The 26,822-nt window shown below is 64.3% G+C and carries 20 protein-coding genes and 1 tRNA gene; 13 read left to right on the top strand and 8 right to left on the bottom strand.

The window, feature by feature from the left end; all coding sequences use genetic code 11:
• Positions 1-78: 78 nt before the first annotated feature.
• Positions 79-1,611 carry a DEAD/DEAH box helicase gene (locus EB836_RS06735; protein ID WP_135538770.1) on the bottom strand — a complete coding sequence of 511 codons (1,533 nt, stop codon included), beginning with the start codon at positions 1,609-1,611 and terminating at the stop codon, positions 79-81.
• Between the two features lie 61 nt (positions 1,612-1,672).
• Between EB836_RS06735 and EB836_RS06730 the strand changes: the two genes are divergently transcribed.
• Positions 1,673-2,305: a ferritin-like fold-containing protein gene (locus EB836_RS06730; protein ID WP_135538768.1), complete on the top strand. Its 633-nt coding sequence runs from the start codon at positions 1,673-1,675 to the stop codon at positions 2,303-2,305.
• A 78-nt stretch (positions 2,306-2,383) separates the two neighbouring features.
• On the opposite strand, the gene EB836_RS06725 is transcribed toward EB836_RS06730, so the two are convergent.
• Together EB836_RS06725 and EB836_RS06720 are read right to left on the bottom strand one after the other, a co-directional pair.
• The gene (locus tag EB836_RS06725) at positions 2,384-2,605 is read right to left on the bottom strand and encodes a DUF3107 domain-containing protein (RefSeq protein ID WP_135538766.1); all 222 of its coding nucleotides are present in this window, start codon (positions 2,603-2,605) and stop codon (positions 2,384-2,386) included.
• A 172-nt stretch (positions 2,606-2,777) separates the two neighbouring features.
• Positions 2,778-3,371: a TetR/AcrR family transcriptional regulator gene (locus EB836_RS06720; protein ID WP_135538765.1), complete on the bottom strand. Its 594-nt coding sequence runs from the start codon at positions 3,369-3,371 to the stop codon at positions 2,778-2,780.
• A gap of 135 nt (positions 3,372-3,506) precedes the next feature.
• Here EB836_RS06720 and EB836_RS06715 point away from each other — a divergent pair, with 135 nt between their 5' ends.
• Positions 3,507-6,803 carry a UrvD/REP family ATP-dependent DNA helicase gene (locus EB836_RS06715; protein WP_135538763.1) on the top strand — a complete coding sequence of 1,099 codons (3,297 nt, stop codon included), beginning with the start codon at positions 3,507-3,509 and terminating at the stop codon, positions 6,801-6,803.
• Positions 6,803-9,988: an ATP-dependent DNA helicase gene (locus EB836_RS06710; protein WP_135538761.1), complete on the top strand. Its 3,186-nt coding sequence runs from the start codon at positions 6,803-6,805 to the stop codon at positions 9,986-9,988. Before EB836_RS06715 ends, EB836_RS06710 begins: the two co-directional genes overlap by 1 nt.
• A gap of 94 nt (positions 9,989-10,082) precedes the next feature.
• Here the strand turns inward: EB836_RS06710 and EB836_RS06705 are convergent, their stop codons facing one another.
• Entirely contained in the window at positions 10,083-11,300 is a 1,218-nt protein-coding gene (locus tag EB836_RS06705; protein ID WP_240689678.1) for an aminoglycoside phosphotransferase, read from the bottom strand.
• Between the two features lie 115 nt (positions 11,301-11,415).
• Between EB836_RS06705 and nudC the strand changes: the two genes are divergently transcribed.
• Positions 11,416-12,393 carry an NAD(+) diphosphatase gene (gene nudC / locus EB836_RS06700; protein WP_135538759.1) on the top strand — a complete coding sequence of 326 codons (978 nt, stop codon included), beginning with the start codon at positions 11,416-11,418 and terminating at the stop codon, positions 12,391-12,393.
• Complete coding sequence (locus tag EB836_RS06695; protein WP_135538757.1) at positions 12,390-14,429, top strand: ATP-dependent DNA helicase UvrD2; 2,040 nt, start codon at positions 12,390-12,392, stop codon at positions 14,427-14,429. The genes nudC and EB836_RS06695 overlap by 4 nt, the downstream gene beginning before the upstream one ends.
• Here EB836_RS06695 and EB836_RS06690 read toward each other — a convergent pair.
• Complete coding sequence (locus EB836_RS06690; RefSeq protein ID WP_135538755.1) at positions 14,406-15,308, bottom strand: hypothetical protein; 903 nt, start codon at positions 15,306-15,308, stop codon at positions 14,406-14,408. The genes EB836_RS06695 and EB836_RS06690 overlap by 24 nt on opposite strands.
• Before the next feature lie 63 nt (positions 15,309-15,371).
• Here EB836_RS06690 and EB836_RS06685 point away from each other — a divergent pair, with 63 nt between their 5' ends.
• On the top strand, positions 15,372-15,845 hold the full coding sequence (locus EB836_RS06685; protein ID WP_135538753.1) for a hypothetical protein: 474 nt from the start codon (positions 15,372-15,374) through the stop codon (positions 15,843-15,845).
• Positions 15,842-16,393 carry a M48 family metallopeptidase gene (locus tag EB836_RS06680; protein ID WP_240689676.1) on the top strand — a complete coding sequence of 184 codons (552 nt, stop codon included), beginning with the start codon at positions 15,842-15,844 and terminating at the stop codon, positions 16,391-16,393. Before EB836_RS06685 ends, EB836_RS06680 begins: the two co-directional genes overlap by 4 nt.
• 45 nt (positions 16,394-16,438) lie before the next feature.
• Here EB836_RS06680 and EB836_RS06675 read toward each other — a convergent pair whose 3' ends face one another.
• The gene (locus EB836_RS06675; protein WP_135538751.1) at positions 16,439-16,990 is read right to left on the bottom strand and encodes an NUDIX domain-containing protein; all 552 of its coding nucleotides are present in this window, start codon (positions 16,988-16,990) and stop codon (positions 16,439-16,441) included.
• Entirely contained in the window at positions 16,991-18,463 is a 1,473-nt protein-coding gene (locus tag EB836_RS06670; RefSeq protein ID WP_135538749.1) for a zinc-dependent metalloprotease, read from the bottom strand.
• Between the two features lie 171 nt (positions 18,464-18,634).
• Between EB836_RS06670 and EB836_RS06665 the strand changes: the two genes are divergently transcribed.
• From EB836_RS06665 to EB836_RS06645, 5 genes are all read left to right on the top strand, one after another.
• Positions 18,635-19,774, top strand: a complete 1,140-nt coding sequence (locus EB836_RS06665; protein WP_135538747.1) for a S16 family serine protease — start codon at positions 18,635-18,637, stop codon at positions 19,772-19,774.
• Positions 19,774-22,791, top strand: coding sequence for a UPF0182 family protein (locus EB836_RS06660; RefSeq protein ID WP_135538745.1), 3,018 nt, complete (start codon positions 19,774-19,776; stop codon positions 22,789-22,791). Before EB836_RS06665 ends, EB836_RS06660 begins: the two co-directional genes overlap by 1 nt.
• A 764-nt stretch (positions 22,792-23,555) precedes the next feature.
• Positions 23,556-24,158 (top strand): hypothetical protein, encoded by a 603-nt coding sequence (locus EB836_RS06655; protein ID WP_135538743.1) that lies wholly within the window; start codon positions 23,556-23,558, stop codon positions 24,156-24,158.
• A 76-nt stretch (positions 24,159-24,234) separates the two neighbouring features.
• The gene (locus EB836_RS06650; RefSeq protein ID WP_135538741.1) at positions 24,235-24,828 is read left to right on the top strand and encodes a YceI family protein; all 594 of its coding nucleotides are present in this window, start codon (positions 24,235-24,237) and stop codon (positions 24,826-24,828) included.
• Positions 24,829-25,337: 509 nt separating this feature from the next.
• Positions 25,338-25,754, top strand: coding sequence for a hypothetical protein (locus EB836_RS06645; RefSeq protein ID WP_135538739.1), 417 nt, complete (start codon positions 25,338-25,340; stop codon positions 25,752-25,754).
• Positions 25,755-25,887: 133 nt separating this feature from the next.
• Here EB836_RS06645 and EB836_RS06640 read toward each other — a convergent pair.
• Positions 25,888-25,964, bottom strand: a tRNA-Met gene (locus EB836_RS06640).
• A 161-nt stretch (positions 25,965-26,125) separates the two neighbouring features.
• On the opposite strand from EB836_RS06640, the gene EB836_RS06635 reads away from it, so the two are divergent.
• A complete protein-coding gene (locus EB836_RS06635; RefSeq protein ID WP_135538857.1) occupies positions 26,126-26,674 on the top strand; it encodes a YceI family protein in 549 nt (182 codons plus the stop codon).
• Positions 26,675-26,822: the final 148 nt, after the last annotated feature.

Below are 26,822 nucleotides of genomic sequence, written 5' to 3'. Positions count from 1 at the left end.
ACGGGACGGCGAAGGGGCCCCAACCGAGCACGGTTGGGGCCCCTTCAACGAAGTCTGTGCGCCGTCGCCGGCGTCAGTTCAGTCCTCGCTGGCGTCGGTGGCCGAGTGCCCACCCTGGCCGGCATGGCCGCGGTTGACCGGTTTGCCGCCGCGGGTGCGCCGACGATTGCGCTGGCGGCGCGGCTTGCGGCCTTCCTCACCGGCACCGGAAGAGGAGCCGCGACGGTCGGAGGAGCCGCCTCGGCGGTCATCGGAGCCGCCACGGCCGGAGCCGCGACGGTCGGACCCGCGACGCTCGGACCCGCGGTTCTTCTCCCCGCCGGTCTCGTCCTCACCTTCGGGGTGCTGGCGCGGCAGGCGACCCTTGGTGCCCTTCGGGATGTCGAGGTCGGCGAAGAAGTGCGGAGACGTCGAATAAGTCTCGGCCGGTTCGTCGAAGTCGAGGCCGAGGGCCTTGTTGATCAGTCGCCAACGGGGCATGTCGTCCCAGTCGACAAGGGTCACGGCCACACCCGAGTGACCCGCGCGGCCGGTGCGACCGATGCGGTGGACGTAGGTCTTCTCGTCTTCGGGGCACTGGTAGTTGACAACATGGGTGACATCGTCGATGTCGATTCCGCGGGCGGCGACATCGGTGGCCACGAGCACATCGACCTTGCCGTCGCGGAAGGACTTCAGCGCCTTCTCCCGCTGCGACTGACCGAGGTCGCCGTGCAGAGCCTTGACGTCGAAGCCGCGGTCGCCGAGTTCGGCCGCGAGCTTGTCGGCGGTCCGTTTGGTGCGGGTGAAGATGATCGTGCGGCCCCGGCCCTCGGCCTGGAGCATGCGAGCGACGAGTTCGGACTTGTCCATCGAATGGGCGCGATAGACGAACTGAGTCGTGTTCTTGCCCAGCATGGACAGGTCCTCGTGGTCCTGGGCCCGGATGTGCGTGGGCTGGCTCATGTACCGACGGGCCAGTGTGATGACGGCACCCGGCATGGTCGCCGAGAACAACATCGTCTGCCGGTGTGCGGGCACGGCGTTGATGATCTTCTCCACATCGGGCAGGAACCCGAGGTCGAGCATCTCATCGGCCTCGTCGAGGACGACGGTGCGCACGCGGTGAAGGCGGAGGATCTTGCGTCCGTAGAGGTCGAGGAGGCGGCCGGGGGTGCCGACGACGACATCGACACCGGCCTTGAGCCGGTTGATCTGCGGGTCGAAGTCCATGCCGCCGTAGATCGTCATGATGTCGATGTCACGCTGCACCGAGGCGGTCACGAGATCGGCTGCGACCTGCTTGGCCAGTTCACGGGTGGGCACGACGACGAGGGCCTGCGGCAGACGCGGTTCCTTGGAGTCGTTGACGCTGTCGGGAGTCGCCTCGGGGTGGGTGGTCACCGAGGAGTCCTCGGTCTTGCCGACGACGCGCTGGAGCAGGGGGATTCCGAATCCCAGGGTCTTTCCGGTGCCCGTCTTGGCCTGTCCGATGATGTCGGCACCTGACAGCGCCACGGGCAGCGTCAGTGCCTGAATCGGGAAGGGGTGGGTGATTCCTGCTGAGGCCAGTGAGGCCACGATCGGTCCGGCGACTCCCAGCTCTGCGAAATCCGGTTCTGTCTCCGCCATATTCCAAACTCCTTTTAGCGCATTCGCGCTTGTCATGGCCCAGAACCGGTAGTCTTGAACTATGCCCGATTCTGTCCCATTGGCCGGTAATGATGCTGCAACGCTCGCTCTTCTTGCGTTCGGCGAGCTGACCGGTTTCGAACGTATGGCCACCAACGCGACGACCGCAGCGGATCTGGATGACAAGGTCATCCTGGCGCGGTTGGCCTCTCAGTCCTTCGCGAACTTCGAGCAGCTCTCACAGCACATCGATCAGATGGGCCAGGATGTGATCGAGCTCTGTCAGCACTTCGAGCCGACCTTCAACACGCTGGCTGAAAGGACTCGTCCTCGCGACTGGTACGAAAGCCTCATGAAGGGATTCGTCTTCGACGGAATCATGAATGATTTCTACCGCACGGCGGTGGACGAACTCGCGGAGCCCGGATACAGCCTGGCTATTGCAATTCTCGATGATACACGTGCCAGTGAATATGCGCGCAATCGTCTGACATCCGAAGTGGCCGTCGACACGCAGTTGGCGTCGCGTTTGGCGCTGTGGGGCCGCAAGCTCGTCGCCGAGACCCTCGGGCGGGCACGCAGCCTGCTCACCGATCCCTTCCTCGGCCTCGACGAGGACATGGTCGTCGAGCTGATCCCGGCGGTGACCTCGAACCATTCGAAGCGGATGTCCGCGCTCGGCCTCGTCGCCTGAGAGAGTGAATGCGGATGGGCCCCGGTCATTGCGACCGGGGCCCATCTGTCAGTTCCGCATTCATGCGCTTCAGTGTGCTCAGGCGCTGAAGCCCACGCGGCGCGCGGTTTCCGTGCCGAGTTCGAGGTAGCCCAGCGAAGCGGCGGGAACGAAGATCTGGCGACCCTTCGTGTCCGTGAACGTCAGCAGTCCATCGGACTGGATCTTCTCCTCGACGCGGGCGGCCAGCGCCTTCGAGTCTTCGTCGGTTTCGAGGGTGATCTCGCGCTGGGTCTGCTTGACGCCGATCTTGATTTCCATAGTGCTCCTTGTGCCGATCTGGGTGGCGGATGATGGATTGGACTGTGTCCAGCTTAACGTCAGCGGGGGAGGGTTTCTTCCCGCCGGATTCCGCTGTGGGCTGACGAACCGTGAGGCGCGAGCCGCTGTGCCCGTACCCGGTGTCCGGATGCCCGGTGCCTGAGCGTAACGGTCAGCGTTCGGCGAACGACTTCAAGCCTCCCCAGCTCATCTGCGTGAGCAGAGAGACGGCGGAATCGACGTCGATGCCGCGCTGGGAGTCGAGCTGTTTGACGACGACCTCGGCGGTGCCGATGAGAGCACGACACAGGAATCGCGCTTCATCATCGCGCAGCCGGGCGAAATCCTGCAGTGCGGCGACGACGCGGGAGGCCGAACTCTCACGAAGGGCGCGAAGCTTCTGCTCCGCCTTCGGCTCGTAGACATCCGAATTGAAGATGATGACGAACTCTTCGCGGTGCGAAACGACGAAGTCGAAGTAGGCGCGGTAGGTGGCCCGGATCTTCTCATGCGGGTCGTTCGTCGATTCCAGCGCTGCAGCGAGCCGGGAATCCAGGTGCGCGGCCGAGGAGTCGATGAGCGCGAGGTAGAGGTCCTGCTTCGAGTCGAAGTGCTGGTAGAGCACGGGCTTGGACACCCCGGCAGCCTCGGCGATCATGTCCATGGAGGTCGTTCGGTATCCACGGGTGGCGAAGACGGAGCGTGCGACACCTACCAATTGGTCGCGGCGTTGGTCACGGGGCAATCTCTGTTGTGGACTCGACATTCTTCAATGCTACGCGAAGTCCACCCTCTCCCCAGGCATCAGGTCGGCATCGGCGACGCGCGAGCCGCCCGTTCGGCGACGCGCCGGTTCCAGCTTCGGGAACCTCGTGTCAGCGGCTCGTGATGGAATACGAGTATGGATGAGATGACCCAGCAGATGGGCGGCGCTCTGCTCTCGGGCCGCTGCCTGAACATCATCGGCCGACCGGGCACCGGGAAGACGACGCTGCTCGAATCCGTCTACGCGGATCTGGTCACACGGATCGACCCGGCCGCGGTCCTCGTCCTCACCCCCGACCGCGATCACGCCGATGTTCTGCGCAACCGGCTGCAGCCGCCCGCCGATGCGGTCCTCACCGGCGCCGCCGCCCGCAGCCTCGCCTCCTACGCCTACGGAATCGCCCGTGCCGCACACACGACACGCACAGGCGAAGACCTCGAGTTCATCTCCGGAGCCGACCAGGACGTGTTCCTGGCCGACCTGCTGGCAGGGCATGAGCTCGGTCACTCCCGTGGACCGCTGTGGCCCTCGGAACTCACCGCCGAGGTGCGCTCGACCTCGGCTTTCCGCACCGAGGTCCGCGATGCACTCAACCGAGTGATGGAGTTCGACTTCGGGATCCGCACGCCCGAACCGTCATCGACCGTCACCGGCCCGAGCGAGCACATCTTCGACTTCGGTCGCACCGCTCTCGGCCGCGTCCTCGCCCGGTGCCCCGATCCGCGGTGGGAAGCGATCGCCGAGATCCTCGACGAATACCTCGGCATCCTGTCGATGCCCGGTTACGGCGGTGTCGATTCCGCCACCGTGCTCGCTCTGGCGGCGTTCGAGATCTTCCGTGAACCCGCCGAGGCGACCGCCGGCAGAACATGGTCGTTCGCTCCCGATCGGGTGCCGACGGTGGTCCTCGCCGATGGTGTGCAGGATTTCCCGGCGGCCAGCTGGGGCATCCTCGAACAGCTGCGTGACCGCGGCAGCGCGATCGCCCTGTTCGGAACTCCGGAGACGGTGACCGGGCGCTTCCACGGTGCGGACGCCTCGATCATCGACCGGGCCACCGCGGACACGGGATTCGACACCATCGTCCTCAACGAACTGTGGGACGTCGACCCCGCTCTGGCCGAGACCATCGACGGCTTCGGTGCCCGAATCACGACCCGGTGGTCACTGGGCCATATGCCCCGACCACGCCCCACAGCAGCACCCGCCGCCGATTCCTCCGCGGACTCGTCCTTCGACTCCGCTGGTGGTTTGGGCGACGAGTCGGCGGCGAACACACGAGCACCTGCCGAGGTCCCCGCGGAGTCGGTGTCTCCGGAGACGGCACTGGACGCGCATCTGGAGACTCACGTGTTCGAGGGCAGCGCTTCGGGCACCCGGTATCTGGCCCGGCGGATCACGAACTTCGTCGAAGATGGACACTCCTGGTCGGATGTGGCCCTCATCTGCAGAAACGCGAACAGCGCGCGGTCGATCGCCAATGAGCTGCGGGCCTCCGGTGTCTCCATCGCCACTCTGATGCAGCCGCTCAACGTCGACCCGGCCACAGCTCCGCTCCTGGAGCTGCTGTCGACGACGCCTGATTTCGACGACGATGAGTCCATCGCCGAACTCGCCCTGTCCCTGGCCGGCAGCATCTACGTTCGGCTCGACCCCGTGCAGATCCGCCGCTTCCGCCGCACCGTGCGCCGCCGGTTCCCCGCGCCCAGCAGCACCGCCTCTCTCGCGCTGGCGCTGCGCAGCCCCATCGACGATTCGTCCCCGCAGGCACTGGCGACGATCTCGCGCATGCTCCACGCCGCCGCTGCGGTCGGCACCGACGACCCCCACCAAGCACTGTGGACGATCTGGGAAGCCGCCGGTGTCGCGCAGAAGTGGCAGAACGAAGCCCTGCAGGACCCCGAGTCCGTGACCAACGGCTACCTCGACTCGGTGCTGCGCCTGTTCGCGTTGGCCGAGAAGATCGCCGACCGCGGCGGCTTCACCGCACGATCCTTCGCGGGGATCGTCGCCGAACAGGACATCGCTCAGGACTCCCTGGCCGACACTGCGGGATTCGCCGACCATGTTCGCGTCGGCACGCCCTCATCGTTGGCTCATGTGCGCGTGCCGCTGGTCATCATCGCCGAAGTCAACGAGGGAGTGTGGCCGAACCCGAAGCTGCGCGGCGGCATCCTCGGACTGACCGACCTCGCGTCCGTGCTGACGAGCGGAGAGACCGTGACAGCCGACCCTGGATATCACGCTCATGCGAAGAAGACGAACCTGCGGGAAGAGGGCGAGCTCTTCTACACCGCGCTCAGCCGTGCCCAGCAGAAGGTCATCGTCACCGCAGTCACCGATGCCGAGACCGAACCCTCCCCTTTCTTCGACGTGCTGGCGGCGGGAACCGCCAAGGGCACCGAGGTCGCCGACGGCTATGCGATCACCCATGAAGACGAGCTGCCGCCGCTGACTCTGCCGGAGATGGCAGCACACGCCCGAGCCCATCTGCTGCAGACCGCGGCAGCCCAGCAGGCAGACGCTCCGGATTCCGAGACCCTGAGCTGGGCGCAGCTGATGCGGGCGTTCTCCGCGGCCAGCCCGGCAGTCGAAGACCCGAGCCGCTGGCGTGAATCCGAAGACATCACTTCGTTCGATCCGCTGTACACCGATTCCGACACTGTCCGTGTCTCGCCGTCCCAGGTCGAAGCCTTCACCGATTGCTCTCTGCGCTGGTTCCTCACTCGCAATGGCGGCGATCGCGCGAGTTCGACCGCACAGAACCTGGGCACCATCATCCACGCAGCCGCCGAGAACTACCCCGAAGGACCGACCTCAGCGATCCGCGACTTCGTCGCAGGCGAATTCTCCTCTCTCGAATTCGATGCCGAGTGGGAACGCGAACGGGAACTCGATGTGGCGATGAAGATGGCCGACCGCCTCGGCGAATACATTGAGAACGCTCCCGGCAGCCTCATCGGAGTCGAAGCGCAGGTCTATGCCGCCGGCGTCGATGACGCAGGGCGCCGGTGGAAGGTGACCGGTCGCCTCGATCGGGTCGAGGAGGTCTCCGGGGGACTGCGCATCGTCGACTTCAAAACCGGCCGCAACGTCGTCGCCGGAAAGGAGATGGACCGCCACGCGCAACTCGGGGTGTATCAGGAGGCGATCAACTCCGGCACCATCCGGATCGGCGAGGATGAGGAACTCGACGCTGAAGCCTTCGGGGCCGAGCTCGTCTTCCTCCGCAAGTCCTCCCGCACCGTCCGGGAGCAGCCGGCACTCGAGATCGACGAGAACCCGAAGTGGGCACGCGAGCTCATCGACGACGTGTCCGGCCGGATGCGGGCGGCGAGCTTCCCTGCCCGAGTCGAGCAGCAGAAATGCAAGTCCTGCCCCGTGCGATCGTCCTGCCCGGCGATCGGTCCGAAGATGTTGGAGGATGACTGATGCGCTACAGCGCCGAGCAGCTGGCCCGTCTGACCGCGGCCGAGCCCGCGCAGGCTTTCCCACCGAGCCCCGAGCAGCGGGTCATCATCGAAGCCGACCCGGCGCAGTCGATGAAAGTCACTGCCGGTGCCGGATCGGGCAAGACCACGGTCATCTCCCAACGTGTGGTGTGGCTCGTGGCCAACGGCCACGTGTCCCCGGAGGAGATCCTCGGCCTCACCTTCACCCGCAAGGCCGTCGGCGAGCTCGGCGGCCGCATCCGGGTCCTCCTGTCCCGACTGCGTCACAACCTCGGCATGGGACAGGAGCTCTCCCTGCCGGGACTGGACAATCCGACGGTGTCGACCTACAACTCCTACGCCGCCTCAATCGTCAGCGAACACGCAGTGAGCATCGGCATCGAACCCGAAACAGTGCTCCTCGACGATGCCACCGCACACACCATCGCCGGAGACCTCATCGACGCCACCCCGCCGGATGAGATCCCCGGAAACTTCTCCCGCGAGACGATGATCTCCGATGTCATCGCATTCGCCGGCGCGATGAACGACCACGGTCGCGATGTCGGTGAAGTCACCGAATACCTCGAACAGTGTCTGGCCGCCCTCGTGTCGAGCAAAGGCAGACCTGTCGACCCCAACGGGCGACGGGCGAAGCTCGAAGCGAAGATCCGGACAGCGCGACTGGCCGACGCCTATATGCGCGAGAAACGACGCAACCTGGCGATGGACTTCTCCGACCAGGTGCGGTTCGCCCAACGCATCATCGATCAGGTGCCGGCAGCGGCCGCCGCCGAACGGGCGCGGTGGAAGATCGTCCTCCTCGACGAATTCCAAGACACCTCGGTCGCCCAGCTCACACTGCTGCGCGACCTCTTCCACTCCACCGCTGTGACCGCGGTCGGCGATCCGAGGCAGGCCATCTACGGCTGGCGCGGCGCCAGTGCCGACAATATGATCCGCTTCTCCTCCGACTTCCACAACGTCGAATCGCTGACCCTGAGCACAAGTTGGAGGAACGACCGAACCATTCTCCAGGTTGCCAACCGCATCGCCGACGGGCTCACCGACAGCAGCGAACCCCCACTGTCGGCCAGGGACGGGGCCGGCGATGGTGAGGTGAGTGTCGAGGTCAGCTCGGGCGCTCATGACCCGGACTATCTGACCAACGGTCTGAGAGCAGTCACCGACTGGTTCGCCACCATCCCCGAGGGTGCGACGAAGGCCGTGCTGTGCCGAAAACGCGCACACTTCGCGCCGGTGGCCGCCGCGCTCGAAGCCGCCGGGTTCGCCGTCCACGTGCATGGATCCTCCGGGCTCCTCAGTGACCCCTTCGTCGCCGACCTGCGGTCGGTGCTCACCGCCGCGATCGATCCCATGGCCGGAGACGAACTCATGCGGCTCATCAGCGGCCGCATGCTCGGCCTCGGCGCCGCCGACATCGCCGGGCTGCAGGCCTTCACCCGCCGGCAGACCGAACGACGCCAGGCAGAGCGCGCCGAGACCGCTGCCGATCCCGCCGAGGTCATCGTCGAAGCCATCGATCAGGCGACGATCGTCGAAGGTCTCGACGAACTCGTCGAAGTGGACCGAGCACTCGACCACGGTCCGCGCTCGGCGACCGACAAAGCGCTGCTGTCTGACTACCGCAGCTCTGGTCTGAGCACCGAAGCGCTGCAGCGGCTGGTCCGTCTTGCCCGTGCCCTGCGCACCACTCGATCAGGCACCGGCACGATCTCCTCGATCATCCGAACCGCTATGACGGAGACCGGAATCGACTCCGACGTCTGGGGGTTGAGCGATTCGCTGCGCAATCTGCATCGGTCGGCCCTCGATGCGTTCCTGTCCGCAGCCAGCCAGTATTCGGCCGCCGACGACCGCCCTTCGATTCCCGGGTTCCTGTCATGGCTGAGCCTCATGGAGGCCCATGATGCGCTGAGCACGGCCGAACCGACGGCCGCCGCTGAGGCGATCAACATCATGACCGTTCACGCTTCGAAGGGGCTCGAATTCGATGCTGTGGCCGTGCCGTCGCTGGTGGTCAAGGACTTCCCGACCGAACCGCGTGACAAGGAGGGGTGGATGGACCGCACCGCACTGCCGTATCCGCTGCGCGGAGACCGCGCACACCTCGTCGACTTCGACCTGCGGGAAGCACAGTTCGACACGAAGAAGGCACTCGACGAATGGATCGGAGACTTCATCCGCCCACATATCGCCGATGCACATGTGGCCGAAGAGAGACGGCTGGCATATGTCGCCTTCACTCGTGCCAAACGCCACCTGTGGCTCGGCGCGGAACTGATGGGATCGCGGACGGAACCCGACGAGCTGTCCCCATTCCTCACCGAAGCGGTCGAAGCGTTGGGACTGACGGTCGACATTCCAGAGCCGGCCGATGAATCCGGAGAAGACAGGATCGAGACCACCGAATGGCCGGTGCCGCGCACCCGGCAGGTCGCCGCGGCGCAACAGGCAGCATCATGGGTCGAAGCCAGTCCCGAGGTGAGTCTGGAGACGCTGGCTGACGTTCACGGGGACGTCGGCCGGTACGCCGCTCAAGCACTGCGGGTCGGTGCCCGGCCGGGGGCGGCAGCGACGGCCGGCATGCCCGACCGCCTGTCCGCAACCGCTCTCGTCTCGTGGCGACGGGATCCGCAGGGATTCCGCACACAGGTGCTGCGACCGATTCCGACGCCACCGAGTCGGGCGGCTGAGATCGGCACGAACTTCCACTCCTGGGTCGAACAGCACTTCGGCCAGTCGAGCATCGACATCGGCGAGGACGAAGCCGTCCGCCCGATCGATGCCGCCACGATCAAACGGCTGCAGTCGACCTTCCTCGCCTCAGAGTTCGCCACCCGACGGGCCGACCATGTCGAGATGTCGTTCGAGCTCGTCCTCGGTCGGTTCCGGGTGCCCGGAAAGATCGATGCGGTCTTCATCACCGACGGCCATGCCGAGGTCGTCGACTGGAAGACGTCGAAGAAGCCCGACACTCAGGTGCTCGAGGTGATGAAGTGGCAGCTGGCGCTGTACCGATTCGCGATTCTGCGTGCACATCCGGAGATCACCGAGGTTACGGGCACGTTCTACTTCGTCGGCAGCGACGAGGTCGTCCGCTTCACGGAACTGCCCGACGAGGACGACGTCATCCAGTGGCTCGACGCCAACGACCTCGGCTGAACGCCTCTGTTCCACCGATCGCCCGCGTGGCGCCCCGGGCAGGTTCGATTCGCTTCAGGGGCGGATCGGAAGCCTGGGGGCAGAACCCGTGAGTTCAGGGACGATCCGGCCGTGAGATCGGACCGGTTTCGTCACCGTCGACCGCGTCCGGAGTGGGTTCGGTGGTGACACCGGATCCGGGTTCGGAATCGAGGTCGGAAGTGCCGTCGGACGCAGTGTCGGTCGGCCGTGCCCGGGGAATGAACACATCGGAGGGATCGTTCTCGGTGATGGCGGCTTCGACGTCCGGTTCTGCCCTGTCACCGGCCGATTGCGACGCTTCGGCAGGGTTCGAGTTCCCAGTGTCCGCTTCAGCAGAGGCCGCCGAAGCCTGATCCGTCTGTGCATCGGCGGAGCCGGCGAAGAGCACGTCGTTGAACGAGGTCAGCAGATCGGCGGCATCGTTGATCGCAGATTCGTCGCCGGAGTCGACGGCTTCGAGCAGCCAGTCGACGACCGCGAATTCGGCGAGCAGCTCGGCACGTGCAATGACGTGCTCATCGGCTCGGGGGCGCGCGCTGCGGTATTCCTCGTAGAACGTCGGCAGCGCGGCCGGATCGATGAGCGCCGAGGCTGCGGCCAGATCGATGGCAGGATCGGCGACACGCAGTCTGCCGATCTCGGACAGGGCCAGCACTCGCTCCTGATCGGTGTAGACGCTGGTCTCATCGATGGACCCATGGATCGGCGTGGCGAGGAAATGCCAGAGAGCGACCTTCTCGAACTCCTCTTCCCAATGCTGGAGCAGCGCTGAGGGCACCCGTCCGGTGCTCGCTGCCTGATCGAGTCGTTCGAGGATGAGGAACTGGGATCGGGACGGGTCTTCGACGGGGAACCCGGCTTCGGACACCGGTTCGGGGGCTGCCGAATGCACGGTTGCCAGCGCCTGCGCGAAGGAACTGGCCCGGGCCGTATCGGCGATGGGCACATCGCCGAGCGGTGCACCCGGCAGGGGATCGACCAGGGTGACCGCCGTCGGCGTGGAGGTCTCGAAGTACTCGGCATCCACCTCGGTGATGGCGCGCAGATGCGGCCAGGTGAAGTCCGCGTGCGGGTACATGGAATCGTAGATCCGACCCGCCTCGGCAGCGGATCCGATGTCCGCGGTGCGATCGAGCTGGGTCTGGGCCGTCGCGACAAGCTCCTGCCGGTCATCGCCGAGAAGTACTCGGACTCCGGCGTCGAGGGGCGGCAGGGGTGTCCATTTCGTCGGTGCGAAGCCGTCGAGCATCGTCGCCGCGATCGCAGTCAACTTGAGCGCCTTGGTATCCACCTTCCCCAATCTACCGTCTGCCTTGCGCTGAGACACGGGACTCGCCGTCGAGCGTGTCTGGAGGCTGCCTCGCTCGGGCCCGCCTGCGTCAGGGGCTTAAGTTATCGTGGAAGACATGAAGCCATTGCCTCCCGTGCAGCCGATCAGTCTCGCCCGTCATGGAATCGATCGTGACCATCTCACCCGTGGTCAGGACGGCGACCTGTCTGAGATCTGGGCCGCGGGGGCCGTGCCTGTCTTCGAACATCGCGGGACGCTGCTCGTCTCCGCCGGCGGTCTCTTCCTCAGCGATCGCAGTCTGGTGCCGGACGGGCAGACGGAGATCTATCTCGGTCGGGATCGTCTGGGCACCCGGTACATCGGAGTCTCCCTCGATGACGAGGGGCGCAGCCACCTCGATTCCGCTCTCGACGTCTCCCGCGCACGTGATGCCAGCGATCTGCTCACCGCTCCGGGGGAGGGCATCGAAAGCTCCGAACCCGTTTGGCTGCCGCTGCGGCATTTGGCCGAGGCTCTCGACGATGTGCAGGTGTCGCTTGCTGTCGAAGTCGTCGGCGTCGGGAACTGGCACCGGGCCCACCGGTTCTCTCCGCGTACCGGAGCTCCGACCACACCGGTTCTCGGCGGGTGGGTGCGCCGCGACCCGGAGACCGGCAGCGAGCACTTTCCCCGCACGGACCCCGCCGTCATCGTCGTCATCGTCAACACGGATGAGGACGGAGTCGAACGCGTGCTGCTGGGCAACAACGCCGCTTGGGAAGCCGACCGGTATTCCCTTCTGGCCGGATTCGTCGAACCGGGCGAGACTCTCGAACATGCGGTGATCCGCGAGATCTGGGAGGAAGCCCACCTCGAGGTCACGAACCCGCAGTACCTCGGTTCCCAACCCTGGCCCTTCCCCTGTTCGCTCATGCTGGGGTTCTCTGCAGAGGCACCGAACCGGGAATTCGCCGCGGACAGGTCCGAGATCGCTTCACTGCGCTGGTTCACCCGCGACGAGCTTCGCACAGCCATAGCCGAGAAGGCCGTTCGCGCCCCGTCGACGATCTCGATCGCCGGTCAGCTTCTCTGCAGCTGGTTGGACAACGCGTGAACGCTTCGGCCACGGCCCTGCTGGAGGCCCTGGACGAGGAGCAGCGCGAAGTCGCGACTCACTTCGACTCCCCGGTGATCGTCCTCGCCGGAGCCGGCACCGGCAAGACACGCGCCATGACACACCGCATCGCCTATGGAATCGCCACCGAAGTGTTTCCTCCCAACCATGTTCTGGCCCTGACATTCACTGCAAAGGCGGCCGGTGAGATGCGGTCGCGGCTGCGGGGCCTCGGCGTGCCCGCCGTGCAGGCTCGGACCTTCCACTCGGCGGCTCTGCGCCAGCTGCGCTTCTTCTGGGACCGATTCGCCGAAGGCGATTTTCCCCGCATCATCGAGAACAAGGCCGGAATCATCGGATCGGTCATGCAGAGTCTCGGTCTGGAGACCAGCCGGGAGCTGACCCGAGACGTCGCCTCGGAGATCGAATTCGCCGCTGCCTCGCTGCTCGGCGTCGACGACTATGCGACGAAGGCGGCGGCGCGTGATCTGCCCGGACAGTTGGGTGTCGATGACATGGTCCGCATCTTCGAAGCCTATGGGGAGGCGAAGACACGCGGGCGCCTGCTCGACTTCGACGATGTGCTGCTCGTGCTCTCGGGCGTCCTCGCCGAATACCCGGCCATCGCTGCAGAGATCCGCGAACAGTACCGACACTTCGTCGTCGACGAGTTCCAGGACGTCTCTCCGCTGCAGTTCGATGTGCTCTCTCGGTGGCTGGGCCCACGCGACAATCTCTGCGTCGTCGGCGACCCCGCACAGACCATCTACTCCTTCGCCGGAGCCGACGCGAGTCTGCTCGGTTCTCTGGGCACTGCGATGCCCGAAGCCAGAACGGTCCGGCTGGTGCGCAACTACAGGTCTTCGCAGTCGATCGTGACCACAGCGAACAATCTGCTCCGGTACACGGCAAAGACCGCCTTGACCCTGCGTACCGACAATGCCGAAGGCAAGCCCCCGAGCATGGCCGAATACCCGAGCGACGAAGCAGAGGCGAACGGTGTCGTCCAAGCGATCTCGGCTGAGATCCGGGCGGGGCGTCGTCCCCGCAACATTGCGGTGCTCTTCCGCACGAACGGGCAGAGTCCCGCCTATGAGCAGGCACTGGCCGCTGCGGGGATCCCTTATGTGCTGCGTGGGGGTGAACGCTTCTTCGCACGCAAGGAGGTCAAGGAAGCGGTCCTCATGCTCAAGGCTGCGCGTGCGACCTCGAGCGGGCAGCGGCTGCCCGATGCCGTGATGGAGGTGCTCGGGTCTCTCGGCTTCACACGCGAACCGCCCGGTCCCGGAGCAAGCCGGCAGCGGTGGGAATCGCTCAAAGCGCTCGTGGACCTCGCCGAGGAGCATCAAACGGGTCAGGAACTGCCTGTGCCGATGGGAGCCTTCCTCGATGATCTGGCCGACCGGGCCGAACACCAGTTCGCTCCCGACATCGAAGGTGTCACCTTGGCGTCGTTCCACGCTGCCAAAGGTCTGGAATGGGACAGCGTCCATCTTGTGGGCCTGAGCGAAGGACTCCTGCCGATCAGCTATGCGCAGACGCCCCGCGCGATTGCCGAAGAACGGCGCCTGTTCTACGTTGCGCTGACCCGTGCCGGCAAGGAGCTGGCGATGAGCTGGTCGCTGGCCCGCTTCGAGTCGAAGCAGAAACCACGCAAGGCTTCCCGGTTCCTCTCGGAACTCGGACAGGTCGGCCACGCGAGGGGCGGAGGGCGAAAGCCTGCGAATACGGCGAGCCTCAACCGCTGTCGCGGATGCGGACGAGCGTTGGTCTCGCAAGTCGACAGGGCTGTGGGGCGCTGCTCCGAATGCCCCGCAGACATCGACTTCGATCTCCTCGACCGACTTCGGCGTTGGAGGGTTCGAGTAGGTATGGAACAGGGGCTTCCGCCCTACCTGGTGCTCACCGACACGTCCCTGTCCGTCATCGCCGAGGTCCGTCCACGTGATTTCGAGGAGCTTGCACGCGTGCCCGGGGTCGGGGCGACGAAGCTCGAGCTGTACGGAAAGAGTCTATTGAGCCTGCTCTCCGAGTGAACCGAAATCGGGCACGGGCGCCCGACATCGACATCGCTCGTGGAAGGTCGGCCCGTGGTCGTCCACACCTCCTGACTCGAGCGAGATGCTCCGGGCGACGAGAGCGAGTTCGGGACGCAGGAGAGCCTGCCGGAGCAGCTGAGCGACATGTGCCGAGCCGAGGATGCGCGCGGCGGGATCGCACAGAGTCTCGCGATCGGCAAGGGCCCGCAGGCGAGGATACTGCTCGAGCCATCCGGAATCGCTGTCCTTGCGATGCAGGCACTGACACATCGTGCACGGAGTCCGCCCGGGACGGATGAGCCCTGTGATCTCCACGGCATGTTCACCGAGCACCACCTGGCAATGGTCGATCTCACGGTCGTTCAGCCATATGGCCGCATGCAGGTCCGGAACCAGATGGGAACTCGCAACGACGATGGGAGCGCTCATCAGGTTCAGCTCGTCAATGCGACGGGCTGAGGAGATCGCAAAGCCGAGTGCAGCGAGCTGCCCTTCTGCCTGCGCCCGCAGCGGACCGGTGACCAGCACGGGACGAGCACCGAGGATCTGTGAGACTCGGTCGGGAGCCAGACCGAAGGAACGTGCGGCGGCGAAGACGGGCGAGCCTTTCCGAACGGCTCCCGAGTCCGGACCTTCAGGAACCAGCACGCCGGCCTCGCCGAGCAGCGTGATGAGGGAGCTGGCCCGACTGAGATCTGCCCCGAGCTCCTGAGCGCGCGCATAGAACTGGGAAGAGCCGATGCCCAGCCGCAGATCCTCGATGAGACTGACATCGGCCGGAAGCAGCCCGTCGATGAGCACAGGATCATCGGCACCGAACTGGACGCACGACGACGAACGCCATGTGATGGGAACACTGGGAAAGATCCTGAACATCTCGGCACCTTCGCCTCGGCAGCTCTGAGACTTCCACGGTAGTGAACCGGAGGGCGAATAGCCATGGGCCGCAGCGAACTGTGGATAACCCTGTGGGAAACGGTTGAGGACAAGCCGGAAGACATGTTCGGGCTTGCCCTCAACCGCATCATGCCCCAGGCGCTCGCGAAGACTCGTGCGGCTTCCCCTTCCGCACGTATCTCCGGGTTTTCCGGGGTCAAGCATAGAACTTATTCCGCATTCGCCGCCGCGTCAATGCACCGTCATGCACAGACACGTCAACAGCCTGTGGATAAGCTGTGGGAATCGCTGGTAGGGCTGTGGAGGGAAGGCGGCTCGTACGCGGTCGAATCTGTTGATAAGCCATCCATCAGTCGGTGCCAACACCACTTCGAGGCGGTTTCCGATCGCCGAGGCGGCTGTGGACGACCGGATCGAGGACGAAAGAACCGTGATACTCAGGAAACTCACAAGTTGGGGAGCGGTGATGGAGATCTCCCGGCGATGTCAGTGCCGTTTCCTATGATGGTGCAGTGACCAGAGGACAGCGGTGGACCGAAGAGGAAGTGCTGCGAGCGATCGCCCGCGGTGAGATCGAAGTGCGCCGATCGGCCAGGCGGAAGAAGACCGTGGCCGTGTCGAAGGAGATTGAGACCTATGTCCTGCGCACACCTGTGCGTTACAGCGTCGAGCACAACATCAGGTCGCTGACAGATCTGTTCAATCGTCTCTCCGCCCGCGATCATTCCTCCGCCGCCGATCTCGTCGAACTGGCCGAGGAGATGAGCCGCCGCTATTTCGCTGGGCGGCTGTGCCCTGCCTCGATCAGGTGGGTGACGAACCAGAACCTCAGCAGGTGGGCGTCGACGACGACCTCGACGGGCGACATCCGCATCTCCCACCGGCTTCAGGCCGTCCCCCGGTGGGTGCTTGAGACAGTGGTCGTCCATGAACTCGTTCATCTGCAGATCGGCCCGCATTCGAAGGAATTCCACGCCTTGGCGAACCGGCACCCCAGGCAGGCGGATGCGAAGCTCTACCTCGAAGGCTTCAGTGATGGTGAGCGGTTCGGCCGGGGGAGCTGACTGACCGGAGGGCGTCGGTTGCGGGTGTTGAGAGCCCGGAGCCCGTCAGCGATGAGCATCGGACGAGCGGAGAGCTGCAGCGTAGAGCCCCGGCAGGCGTGCCGGCAGGTCCGGCATGAGCGCTGCGGGCAGATCTCGCATCGAAAACCACGCCACGTCGAGTGATTCCGCGGATACGCTCGGCGATTCCGTCACCGAGGCGTAGGCCGCGAACACGACGTCGAAGTGCCGCGTGCAGCTGCCGAACGACGATGACAGGTCATGCACGTGCAGGTCGACGGGGGCGGGGGAGACGTGGAGGAGCTGCATGCCGCTCTCCTCCTCGGCCTCTCTGCGGGCGGCAGCATGCAGAGAGAGGTCCTCGGGTTCGAGATGACCGCCGAACTGCCCCCACAGTCCGGCTTTGCGATGGTGATTGAGCAGGACCGACTCCGTATCGGGGTCGACGACCAGACAGCTCGCGGTGACGTGGTGAGCTCCGCCGTCACGTCGCAGAGAATCCGCTCCCTGCAGGCCGAAGAGTTCGACGAAGTCCTCGAGGAACGGTCCGGCAGGGGCCAGGTCGATCTCCCGACGGGCCGTTTCGAGCTCGATCATTCAGCGATCGTCACTCGCGTCCGTGTCATCCTCGTCCGAGTCCGAGTCCGAGTCCGAGTCCGAGTCCGAGTCCGAGTCCGTCGAGGCGTCGGCGGAGGAGTCTGCGTCGGAGTCCGAAGCCTGAGGAGTTTCGTCTCCGGTGCCGCCGGCGCCGTCGAGTCCTTCAGCGAGGATGCGGCTGAGGGCCTCGTCGATGCTCGATTCGTTGGTCCATTCGGCCTGACGGCGCTCCGAATATCCGAGTGGGTCATCGAGGTCCTGAGTCGTCGGCAGCAGGTCTGGGTGAGAGAACACCTGGTCCCTGGCTTCGGCCCCGCCCTGCGTCTCGAGGTAAGCGAACAGTGCAGCGGCATCGCGCAGGCGGCGCGGGTTGAGCTGCAGGCCGACCAGCGTGGAGAAGGTCTTCTCGGCCGGTCCAGCAGTCGCTCGGCGACGGCGCAGCGCTTCACGAACCTGGTCGCGACCGGGCAGATGTTTGCATGCCTCGTAGACGACGACGTCGGCCCAGCCTGCGATGACGGCGAGAAGGTTCTCCAGGGATGTCAGAGCCTGCTTCTGGTCGTCCGTCGTCGGGGGGTTGAACAGGCCTTGACGGATGTTGTCGCTGAGGTCGGAGATGTTCGACGGATCGATATTCGACGCCATGTCCTCGATCTGCGAGGTGTCGACCTTGAGCCCCTGGGCATAGCGGGTCAGAGCGGTCTCGACCTGGGCGCTCAGCCACGGTGCACGTTCGAACAGTGCGAGATGGGCGAGCTCCTGAGCGGCAAGGTAGATCCGGACCTCGGAGGCGTCGATATCGATATCGGCGGCGAAGGACTCCACATTCGTCTCCACCAGGACGGCAGAGTCGTGGGGGAGCAGGGGAAGTCCGACCTCGGTGCCGGTGAGGACGCTTTCCGACAGCGCGCCCACGGCCTGGCCGATCTGCATGGCGAACATCGAATCGCTCATTGATCCGAACATCGACGATGCTCCCGCGAGGATGCCCTTCATCTCCGCCGGCACCTGTGACTCGAGCGTCTCGGTCAGCGCCGTCGACATGTTCTCCTTGATGGGCAGAACGAACTTCTGCCACCCGGGCATCGTCTCCTTCACCCAGTCGGTGCGGCGCAGCGGACGCGCAGAGCGATTGGCCACGGAGAATTCCGTCGCTTCGGCGAGCCACAGCTCCGCCAGACGGAAAGCATCGGTCGTCGCACGTTCGGCTTCATCGGTGACTGCGGGGTCAGGGGTCGGCACGGCCTTCTGCGCGATCGACACAGCCTGAGCCTGCGGATCGGCGCCCTGCCCGAACAGCCCCTGCATCTGGTTCATGATCGTCGCCATCATCGATGGATCGATCTGAAAACCCTGCGGCATGCCGGACTCGTTTTTGTCCTCGCCCTCACCGGAACCGGGGCCATTGGCGCCGAAGAGCATCCCAAAGATCTGCTCGAACGGATTCTGCTCATTGTTGTTGTCATCGGTCATTGTTCTACAGCCCCCAAGAATCGGTTTGACTCCCACGTTAACGGTTCCGAATGTGGGAAGCTTCCCAATTCGCCGAGGTTTCGCAGGATGTTCGCACCGGGCGAAAGGAGTCTGTGAAGCGGAGCCTCAGCTTTCAACTAGACTGGTGGGGCGGTGCAGCGAAAGGAATACATGACAGAGAACGCCCCTCGGGCCGTGCCGGTGTCTGCGGAACCACGTCGCGACACCAGACGCCGACAGACTCCGCGTCTGGCCACGACTTCGGGTGTCCTCACCTACGTCTTCATCGCGTTGGCCGTACTTCTGCCGGTCCCTTATATGCTTCAGCTGCCGGGACCGGTTTTCAACACCCTCGGTGATTACCAGGGCGACTCGATGATCAGTGTCTCCGGGGCGAAGACGTATCCCACCGACGGGCGCATCGACATGCTCACCGTCGCCGTCAGCGGCGGGCCCGGGCGTGATGTCTACGCTTCGCAGGCCTTGGGCGCGGTGCTCAACGGCAAGGAGACGGTGGTCCCGACCGAGGCCTACTACCCGCTGGACACGACTCGCGAAGACGTGACCGCGTCGAACGCCGTCGAGATGTCTTCGAGTCAGGACGTCGCGGTGGCCGCGGCCATGGGGCAGCTCGACAAACCCTATTCGGTGCACCTGCTCGTCGATGAGATCGTGGCGAAGTCGCCGTCCGAGGGCAAGCTGCGCAAAGGTGATCGTCTCACGTCGGTCAACGGCAAGAAGCTCGACTCCGATCCGGACGCCGCCCAGACCATGAGCGAAACGGTGCAGTCGACAAACGAAGTCGACCTCGTCGTCGACCGTGATGGGAAGTCCGAGGACATCACCCTGACCCCGGCCGACATCGACGGTCGCAAGGCCATCGGCATCACGATGAAGCAGGACTTCGAATTCCCCGTCGACGTGAAGTTCAACGTCGACGGCGTCGGAGGGCCTTCGGCAGGAACGATGTTCGCCCTCGCTATCGTCGACGAACTGACCCCAGGAGCCATGACCGGCGGCAAACACGTCGCCGGCACCGGAGAGATCACTCCATCGGGTACGGTTCGACCCATCGGCGGTGCCCGCCAGAAGGTGGCGGCAGCGACCGAGAACGGTGCAACGCTGTTCCTCTCGCCTGCAGACAACTGCGCCGAGGTCCTGACCGCTGCAGACCAGTCCAAGATCACGGTGGCGCGCATCGATACCCTCGATGACGCGCGGACCGCCGTGGAGCAGTACGCCGCCGGCAACACTTCCGATCTGCCGAAGTGTTCCGCCGACGGTGCCGACAACAATGAGAAAGGGCAGTAGTGAGCTCTTCGTCCTCACCCACCTCCGCACGCATGCCGGCGAATCGGCCCAGACGTTCGCCGCTGCTGCTCACCCTCGTATCCGTGGCGATTCTGCTGATCGCCTTCATCGCCTTCACCCAGGTCTATACCGAGGTGCTGTGGTTCCGTCAGATCGAGGCCGCCCAGGTCTTCCGCACCATGTGGGTCACTCGCGGACTGGCATTCATCGGCGGGTTCATCCTCATGGCCGTGCCCGTCTGGCTGAGCCTGCATCTGGCCTACCGCAATCGCCCGGTCTATGCTCCGACGACACCGCGCCAGGAGAACCTCGACCGCTACCGTGAGGCCATCGAACCTCTGCGCAAGGTCGCCACGATCGCGATTCCCGCTGTCGTCGGTGCGCTTGCCGGCATCACCGCCTCGGCGAATTGGAACACGATCCTCGAATGGATCAACTCCACGTCCTTCGGCTCGACCGATCCGCAGTTCGGACTCGACAACTCCTTCTTCGTCTTCGTTCTGCCGGGACTGCGTCTCATCGGCAACCAGCTCGGCATGGTCCTGCTGCTTTCGCTCATCGCCGCGCTCGTCGCTCACTATCTCTTCGGCGGAATCCGCCCGGGGGAGCAGAAGGGCGTGATCCTGACGAAGACGGCGCAGTGGCAGCTGGGCATCACGGTGGCCCTGCTCGTCATCGTTCAGGCGGGACGCCTCTGGCTGGCCCGCTACGATCGGCTGACCGCGACCGGAGGAGTCGTTCCCGGCGTCACTTACGTTGACGACCGTGCAGCACTTCCGGCGATGGCGATCGTCGCGATCGCGGCTGTGCTCGTGGCACTGCTGTTCGTGTACACCGCGTGGAAGGGCAACTGGCGGATCTCGATCATCGCGACCCTCACGCTCATCGTCCTCGGCGGAGTCTCGATCATCGCCTACCCGGCGATGATCCAGCAGTTCCAGGTCAATCCCTCGCAGCAGAGCCTGGAGTCGAAGTACATCCAGCACAACATCGACGCGACCCGCGATGCCTTCGACTTCGACGACATCGAGGTGACTCCCTATGAGCCGAGCACCAGCGGTAAGAAGGGCGCCCTGCGCAAGGACGCCGAGACCGCTGCCTCGATCCGCCTGCTCGACCCGAATCTCGTCTCCGACACGTTCCGGCAGCTGCAGCAGGTGCGACCCTACTACTCGTTCGTGCAGAAGCTCGATGTCGATCGCTACGACATCGACGGCGACATGCGCGACACCGTCATCGCGGTGCGTGAGCTGGCTCCGAGCTCGGTGAATAACCAGAGCTGGTTCAACCGGGCGATCGTCTACACTCACGGTTTCGGTGTGGTGGCCGCCAACGGCAACCAGCGCAATTCCGACGGCGAACCGACGTTCATGGAGTCGGACATCCCTCCGAAGGGCGAGTTCCCGGAGTACGAACCGCGTATCTACTTCGGCGAGTCCTCTCCTGACTATTCGATCGTCGGTGCCCCGAAGGGAGCGACCCCGCGCGAGCTCGATTATCCCTCGGATGAGAAGGGCGGCGCCGGCCAGGTCAACAACACCTTCACCGGTGACGGCGGGCCCTCGGTGGGCGGTGTGTTCAATCGCCTGGCCTACGCACTGAAATTCCAGGACGAGCAGATCCTGCTCTCCGATGCGCTCAATGAGAAGTCGCAGATCCTCTACGAGCGCCACCCGCGTGAGCGCGTGGAGAAGCTCGCTCCGTTCCTCAAGATCGACGGTGATCCGTACCCGGCCGTCGTCGATGGGAAGATCAAGTGGATTCTCGACGGCTACACCACCGCCGAGGACTATCCCTATTCGACACCGCAGCCGCTGCAGCAGGCCACCGAGGACTCGACTACGGCGACTGCCCCGAACGCTGTGGCGACACTGCCGGATGATGAGGTCAACTACATCCGGAACTCCGTGAAGATCACCGTCGATGCCTATGACGGTTCGGTCGACATGTATCAGTGGGACAAGGACGACCCGGTCCTCAAGACCTGGATGAAGGTCTTCCCAGGACTCATCAAATCCTCCTCGGAGATGTCCGGTGACCTGATGAGCCACGTCCGCTACCCGGAGGACATGTTCAAGGTTCAGCGCGACCTGCTCGCGAAGTATCACGTGAGCACGGCCAGCGAGTTCTATACCGGACAGGACTTCTGGACCCTGCCGACGGACCCGACGAAGAAGGCCAGCAGCGGACTGACGCAGCCTCCCTTCTACATGACGCTGCAGATGCCCGGTCAGGAGTCACCGTCGTTCTCGTTGACGAGCTCGTACATCCCGGCTCGGTCGTCTGAGGGACAATCGCGCAACAACCTCACCGGATTCCTCTCGGCCGATGCCGACGCAGGCAGCAAGAAGGGCGAGACTGCCGAAGGCTACGGCAAGCTCCGGCTGCTGCAGCTGCCGCGCAACACGACCGTGCCCGGACCGGGTCAGGCGCAGAACAACTTCAACACCGCGCCCGACGTCCAGCGCAGCCTGAACCTGCTGCGTCAGGGTGAGTCCGAGGTGGAGAACGGCAACCTGCTGACTCTGCCCATCGGCGGCGGTCTGCTCTACGTGCAGCCGGTCTACGTCCGGTCCGCCGGCGAGACCTCCTACCCGCTGCTCCAGCACGTGCTCGTGGCCTTCGGCGAGGACATCGGCTTCGCGCCGACCCTCGACGAGGCTCTCGACCAGGTGTTCGGCGGCGACTCCGGTGCGACCGCGGGAGACGCCGGCACCGAGGAGAGTGAAGAGGGCCAGTCCGGTTCCTCGTCCGGTTCGGACGACGACTCGAAGCCCGCTTCGCCGGACAAGGCGCTCAACGATGCGCTGCAGCAGGCGAAGAAGGCCATGGAAGACTCCGACGCTGCGCTGAAGAAGGGTGACTTCGAGGAGTACGGAAAGGCTCAGGACCGCCTGAAGAACGCGATTGAGGATGCGGTGGCCGCCGATCCTTCGATCGCGGAGGACGGAGCGAAGAGCGATTCCTCCGCCCCGGCTTCGGAGCCTGCCGACAGTGGAGGCGACTCGGGCAATTGAGTCCCGCCGCCTGACGCGAACGCCGCGAGGATCGATCGGCGGGTTCACGTGCTCGTCGCAACCTCTCATCGAGAGTGTTGTGACGAGCCGTGAACCCGCCTTTTTTGGTGGGCAGGGGCTTCTACGAGGTTGAGCAAGCAGCGCGATGCTTCGGTGCTCGACGGATTCCTCAGCGAGGACCGGACGAGCACCGGTGACGGCTAGGGGAATCGTTTTTGTCCTTGAGGATTGAAGGGATCTCATCCGCCACGAGCTCTCTCAGTCTTCTGGGCGGTTCCCGCGTTTGACCAGGGCCCGGTCCGTGTCGATGTCAGCGCAACCCGCTGCCGCAAAGCCCGCTGAACGGCGCAGACTTCCCCACAGCCACCGCAATCTGGCAATTCTGGCTCAAGACCACAGATAGCTTTGTCGGGTATGCCTTTTGGCAGGACAGGCGATAGCCGCGCAGCAGTCGTCGTGTCGAGACGGATATCGGGGCGCTGGAGAAGGAGTCGAATGAGCAGAAGGAGTGCGTATGGGCGTGGTTGGGGCCCGATTCTATGAGCAGAGGGTACACGGTAGTCGCCGCTCGCCGATCAGGACGGATTCACGACGTTCTTCTGCGTGAGTCTGCGACGAGTTCAGGCGCGCCCGATCTCGATATGTATCTGTCCGTCGACTCGGATGGGCCGTTGGAACATCTGGAGTACTGCTTCGGTGCTGAATTCAGATACGCGGAGGTGCCCGAGCGGCGAAGATCTCAATTCAATGTCCGGGTCAGATGGATGCTGTCATCTCTCACCCGTGACAAGGAGGACCTCGTCACCGTCCTCAACGAGACGCTCAGCCTGCCCAACGTCAGTGATCTGGATCTGGTCTCTGTGCTCGACTGGTCGGTGGAAGGTGCGAGAAATGCTCTTGGCAGCGTCCACCAGCACAGATCCCGTGTCCCCGGCGACCAGATCGAGCGAGCGAAGACATTCCCTGTACGACCTCGCTCCGGGGCATTGGCGACGCAATCACTCGTCGACGACCTGACTCGAGTTGTCAGAAGTCATCCGGCATACAGATCCGCCACCGTCATCATCGGTGGGCCGGATTCACTCGGTGAAGTGCCCAACCTGCGCACACGGCTCGCCCGTGGTCTGGCCGCAGCGACGGGAAAGGACCTGGTGATTCTCCAATGGCCCGCGTGGCGGATCGCCGGGGGAGCGCTGAGGGCCAGTGCCCTTGAACGGCGTCTTCACGGCCCCTGCCTCGTCGTTGACGATATCTGGACCGACGGGGCGACGATGACGGCGATCGCCCGACTTGCTCGAGCCTCGGGAGCCGACCGTGTCTACGGACTTGCGGCCACCATGTCGCACCGAGATGAAGACGGCGTCTGATTCGTCTTCGTCCGCCTCATTACCAAGATCCTGCCTCATGACTGCCGTCATGGGTGCCGAATGAAGGAGTCAGAACATGCCACAGGAAGCAGCAATCACTGGAATCTGGGAGATCGACCCAGCGCATTCGCGGGTCGGGTTCTCAACCCGCCATGCCATGGTCTCGCGCGTTCGCGGGGCATTCAGCGATGTGTCGGGGGAGGCTCTGATCGACGGCGGAGACGTGGCTTCGTCGACAGTGAGCGTGGTGATCGGAACGGCCAGTGTCGACACCCGCAATGAGGGCAGAGACGAGCACCTGCGCAGCGCTGATTTCTTCAACGTCGAGGAATACCCGGAGATGCGATTCGAGGCCACGGGGATCGATGAAGTCGACGAGAACTCGTTCGTCGTCACCGGCCCTCTCACCATCCGCGGAGTGACGAAGACAGTGTCGCTGCCGCTTGAGCTCATCGGGATCAACACTGACCACATGGGGATGCTGCGTGCGGGTCTGGAGGGCACTCGACGCATTGACCGCAAGGACTGGGAGGTGTCGTGGAACAAGGCACTGGACTCGAGCGGCCTGCTCGTCAGCGACAAGATCACATTGGAGTTCGAACTCTCGCTCATCAAGTCGCAGGACCCGGAGGTACCGTCGAAATCGTCGCAGGACAAGCGGAGCAGCTGAGAAGGGCGGCCATGCTGGCCGGACCGAGCGAAGGATCAGTGATCGTCAGTCAAGCTTCGATTTTCGGCTCAGGTAGCTGGGCATCACGGCAGGTGACTCTGGGTGAAGGAGCCAGTGCTTTACGTAGGGCCACGTGGCCGTAGGGCCATGTGGCCGAGACCGCAGCATCATCGGCGTTGCCCAGTGTTACCCCAAAGTGAGCGATGTCGTGCACCAGCGCTTGTCCGGCTTCGACATTCCACTCATAGAGCTTCGAGTGCCCGCGCTGGGTCTTCGCCACAGTCGTCGACGTATCGTTGGAAACGAGGGGTTATGCGCCAGCAAGCTCGTCAAGAACGGCAGGACCAGCTCAGGCCGCACCAGGTGGCGTTGTAAAAGGCCTCGACGACCCAGTCCAAGACAGATATCACTCGGAAATCGCTGTTCCAGGCGTTTCTGAACTGGCTGCTCGGCAGCCATCGCCTGGCCGAACAGGCCCAGTCGATCGCGACGTTTCCTCGCCGCACCCGGTGATGCTGGAACGTGACTCCAAAGTGGCCCCCACCGAGGAGATCCATGACCAGATCACCGCGTCCTGGATCCAACGGTTGCCGAAAGTCACGACTCTCGACGAGGCCGCGGCGCGAGCGACGAGTGCCTTGGAAGGAGGCGCGGACAAAGCGATCAAGGACTTCCTCCGTGCTCATCGGGGCCCGTCGATCGAACACGCCCGCCGTGGTATCGATTGGTTGCTGTACCTGCAGACCCAGGCTCCCAGGAAACCGTGGTCTTTCGTCACCCCGCAGGCATGGGACAACGACCGTCAACGCCCCGCCATAGTCGATTCCGGAACAGGCAGAGACGAAACGAACCGACTGTATGGGACCGGGTTCAGCATCGAGGTCGGCAACGGAATCCAAAAGGGCTGGGGCGGTCGATCACGATGACATCAGTGTCCGTGACACGCCGCTGCTGTACACACATTTTGGCCTATAACCCTTAACCCCGGAGTCCCGAGGCCGAGGTGTGTGAATGAGAAGAACCCCCAGTCAGTTCAACTGACTGGGGGTTCTGCCACCTTGGTGGCGGGGGGAGGATTTGAACCTCCGACCTCCGGGTTATGAGCCCGGCGAGCTACCGAACTGCTCCACCCCGCGGCGTGTTCTTAACTCTACACGAGGGGTCACCTGGCGGCCAAACCGAGTACAGGTGACCTCCGACACATGGCCACTTGCCATTCACCCGAGGGGCTTGCGCATGATTGAAAGTTGAACTAAAGTCAGTCTTGTACTTCAAATTTCAACCAAAAGGAGACATGATGACTGCACTTCCTCAGGGACTCACCGCCGGAACCTGGAACATCGATCCCATCCACTCGGAGTTCACGTTCACCGCCCGCCACGCTGGCGTTTCGAAGGTCCGTGGCCTGTTCGAAGAGATCGGCGGCAGCGTCGATGTCGGCGAGACTCTCGAGAACAGCTCGGTCTCCGCCGAGGCACTCGTCGATTCGATCTCCACCCGCCAGGAGCAGCGCGACGGCCACCTCAAGAGCGGTGACTTCTTCCTTGCCGAAGAACATCCGAAACTGACCTTCACGTCCACCGCGATCAAGGCCTCTGACTCTGAAGAGTTCGAGACCGTCGGCGAGCTGACCATGCGCGGCGTGACCAAGGAGGTCGCCTTCAAGACAGAGTTCGGCGGCGCTGCCACCGATCCCAACGGAAACCAGGTCGCCGGTCTGTCGGCGACTGCCACGGTCAATCGCAAGGACTTCGGAATGTCCTTCGAAGCCGTGCTCGGCGGCGGCGAGCTCCTCGTCTCCGATAAGGTCAAGATCGAACTCGAACTCGAGCTCGTCAAGGCCTGATTCGGCCTTCACCATCGGCCCGGCAACAAGCTGGTATCGAGCAGAGAAGTCTCAGCGCCGGCCCGATCGGGCACTGACGATGGGAGGGGCGAACCGCTCAAAAGCGGTTCGCCCCTCCCATCGTTTTCGCAGCTGCTTCCTCAGGGCG

Source organism: Brevibacterium sp. S111 (assembly GCF_004745075.1).
In the GTDB taxonomy this organism is placed as follows: domain Bacteria; phylum Actinomycetota; class Actinomycetes; order Actinomycetales; family Brevibacteriaceae; genus Brevibacterium.
Note: the sequence above shows the minus strand (reverse complement) of the source record. Positions and strands in the feature narration are given on the sequence as shown.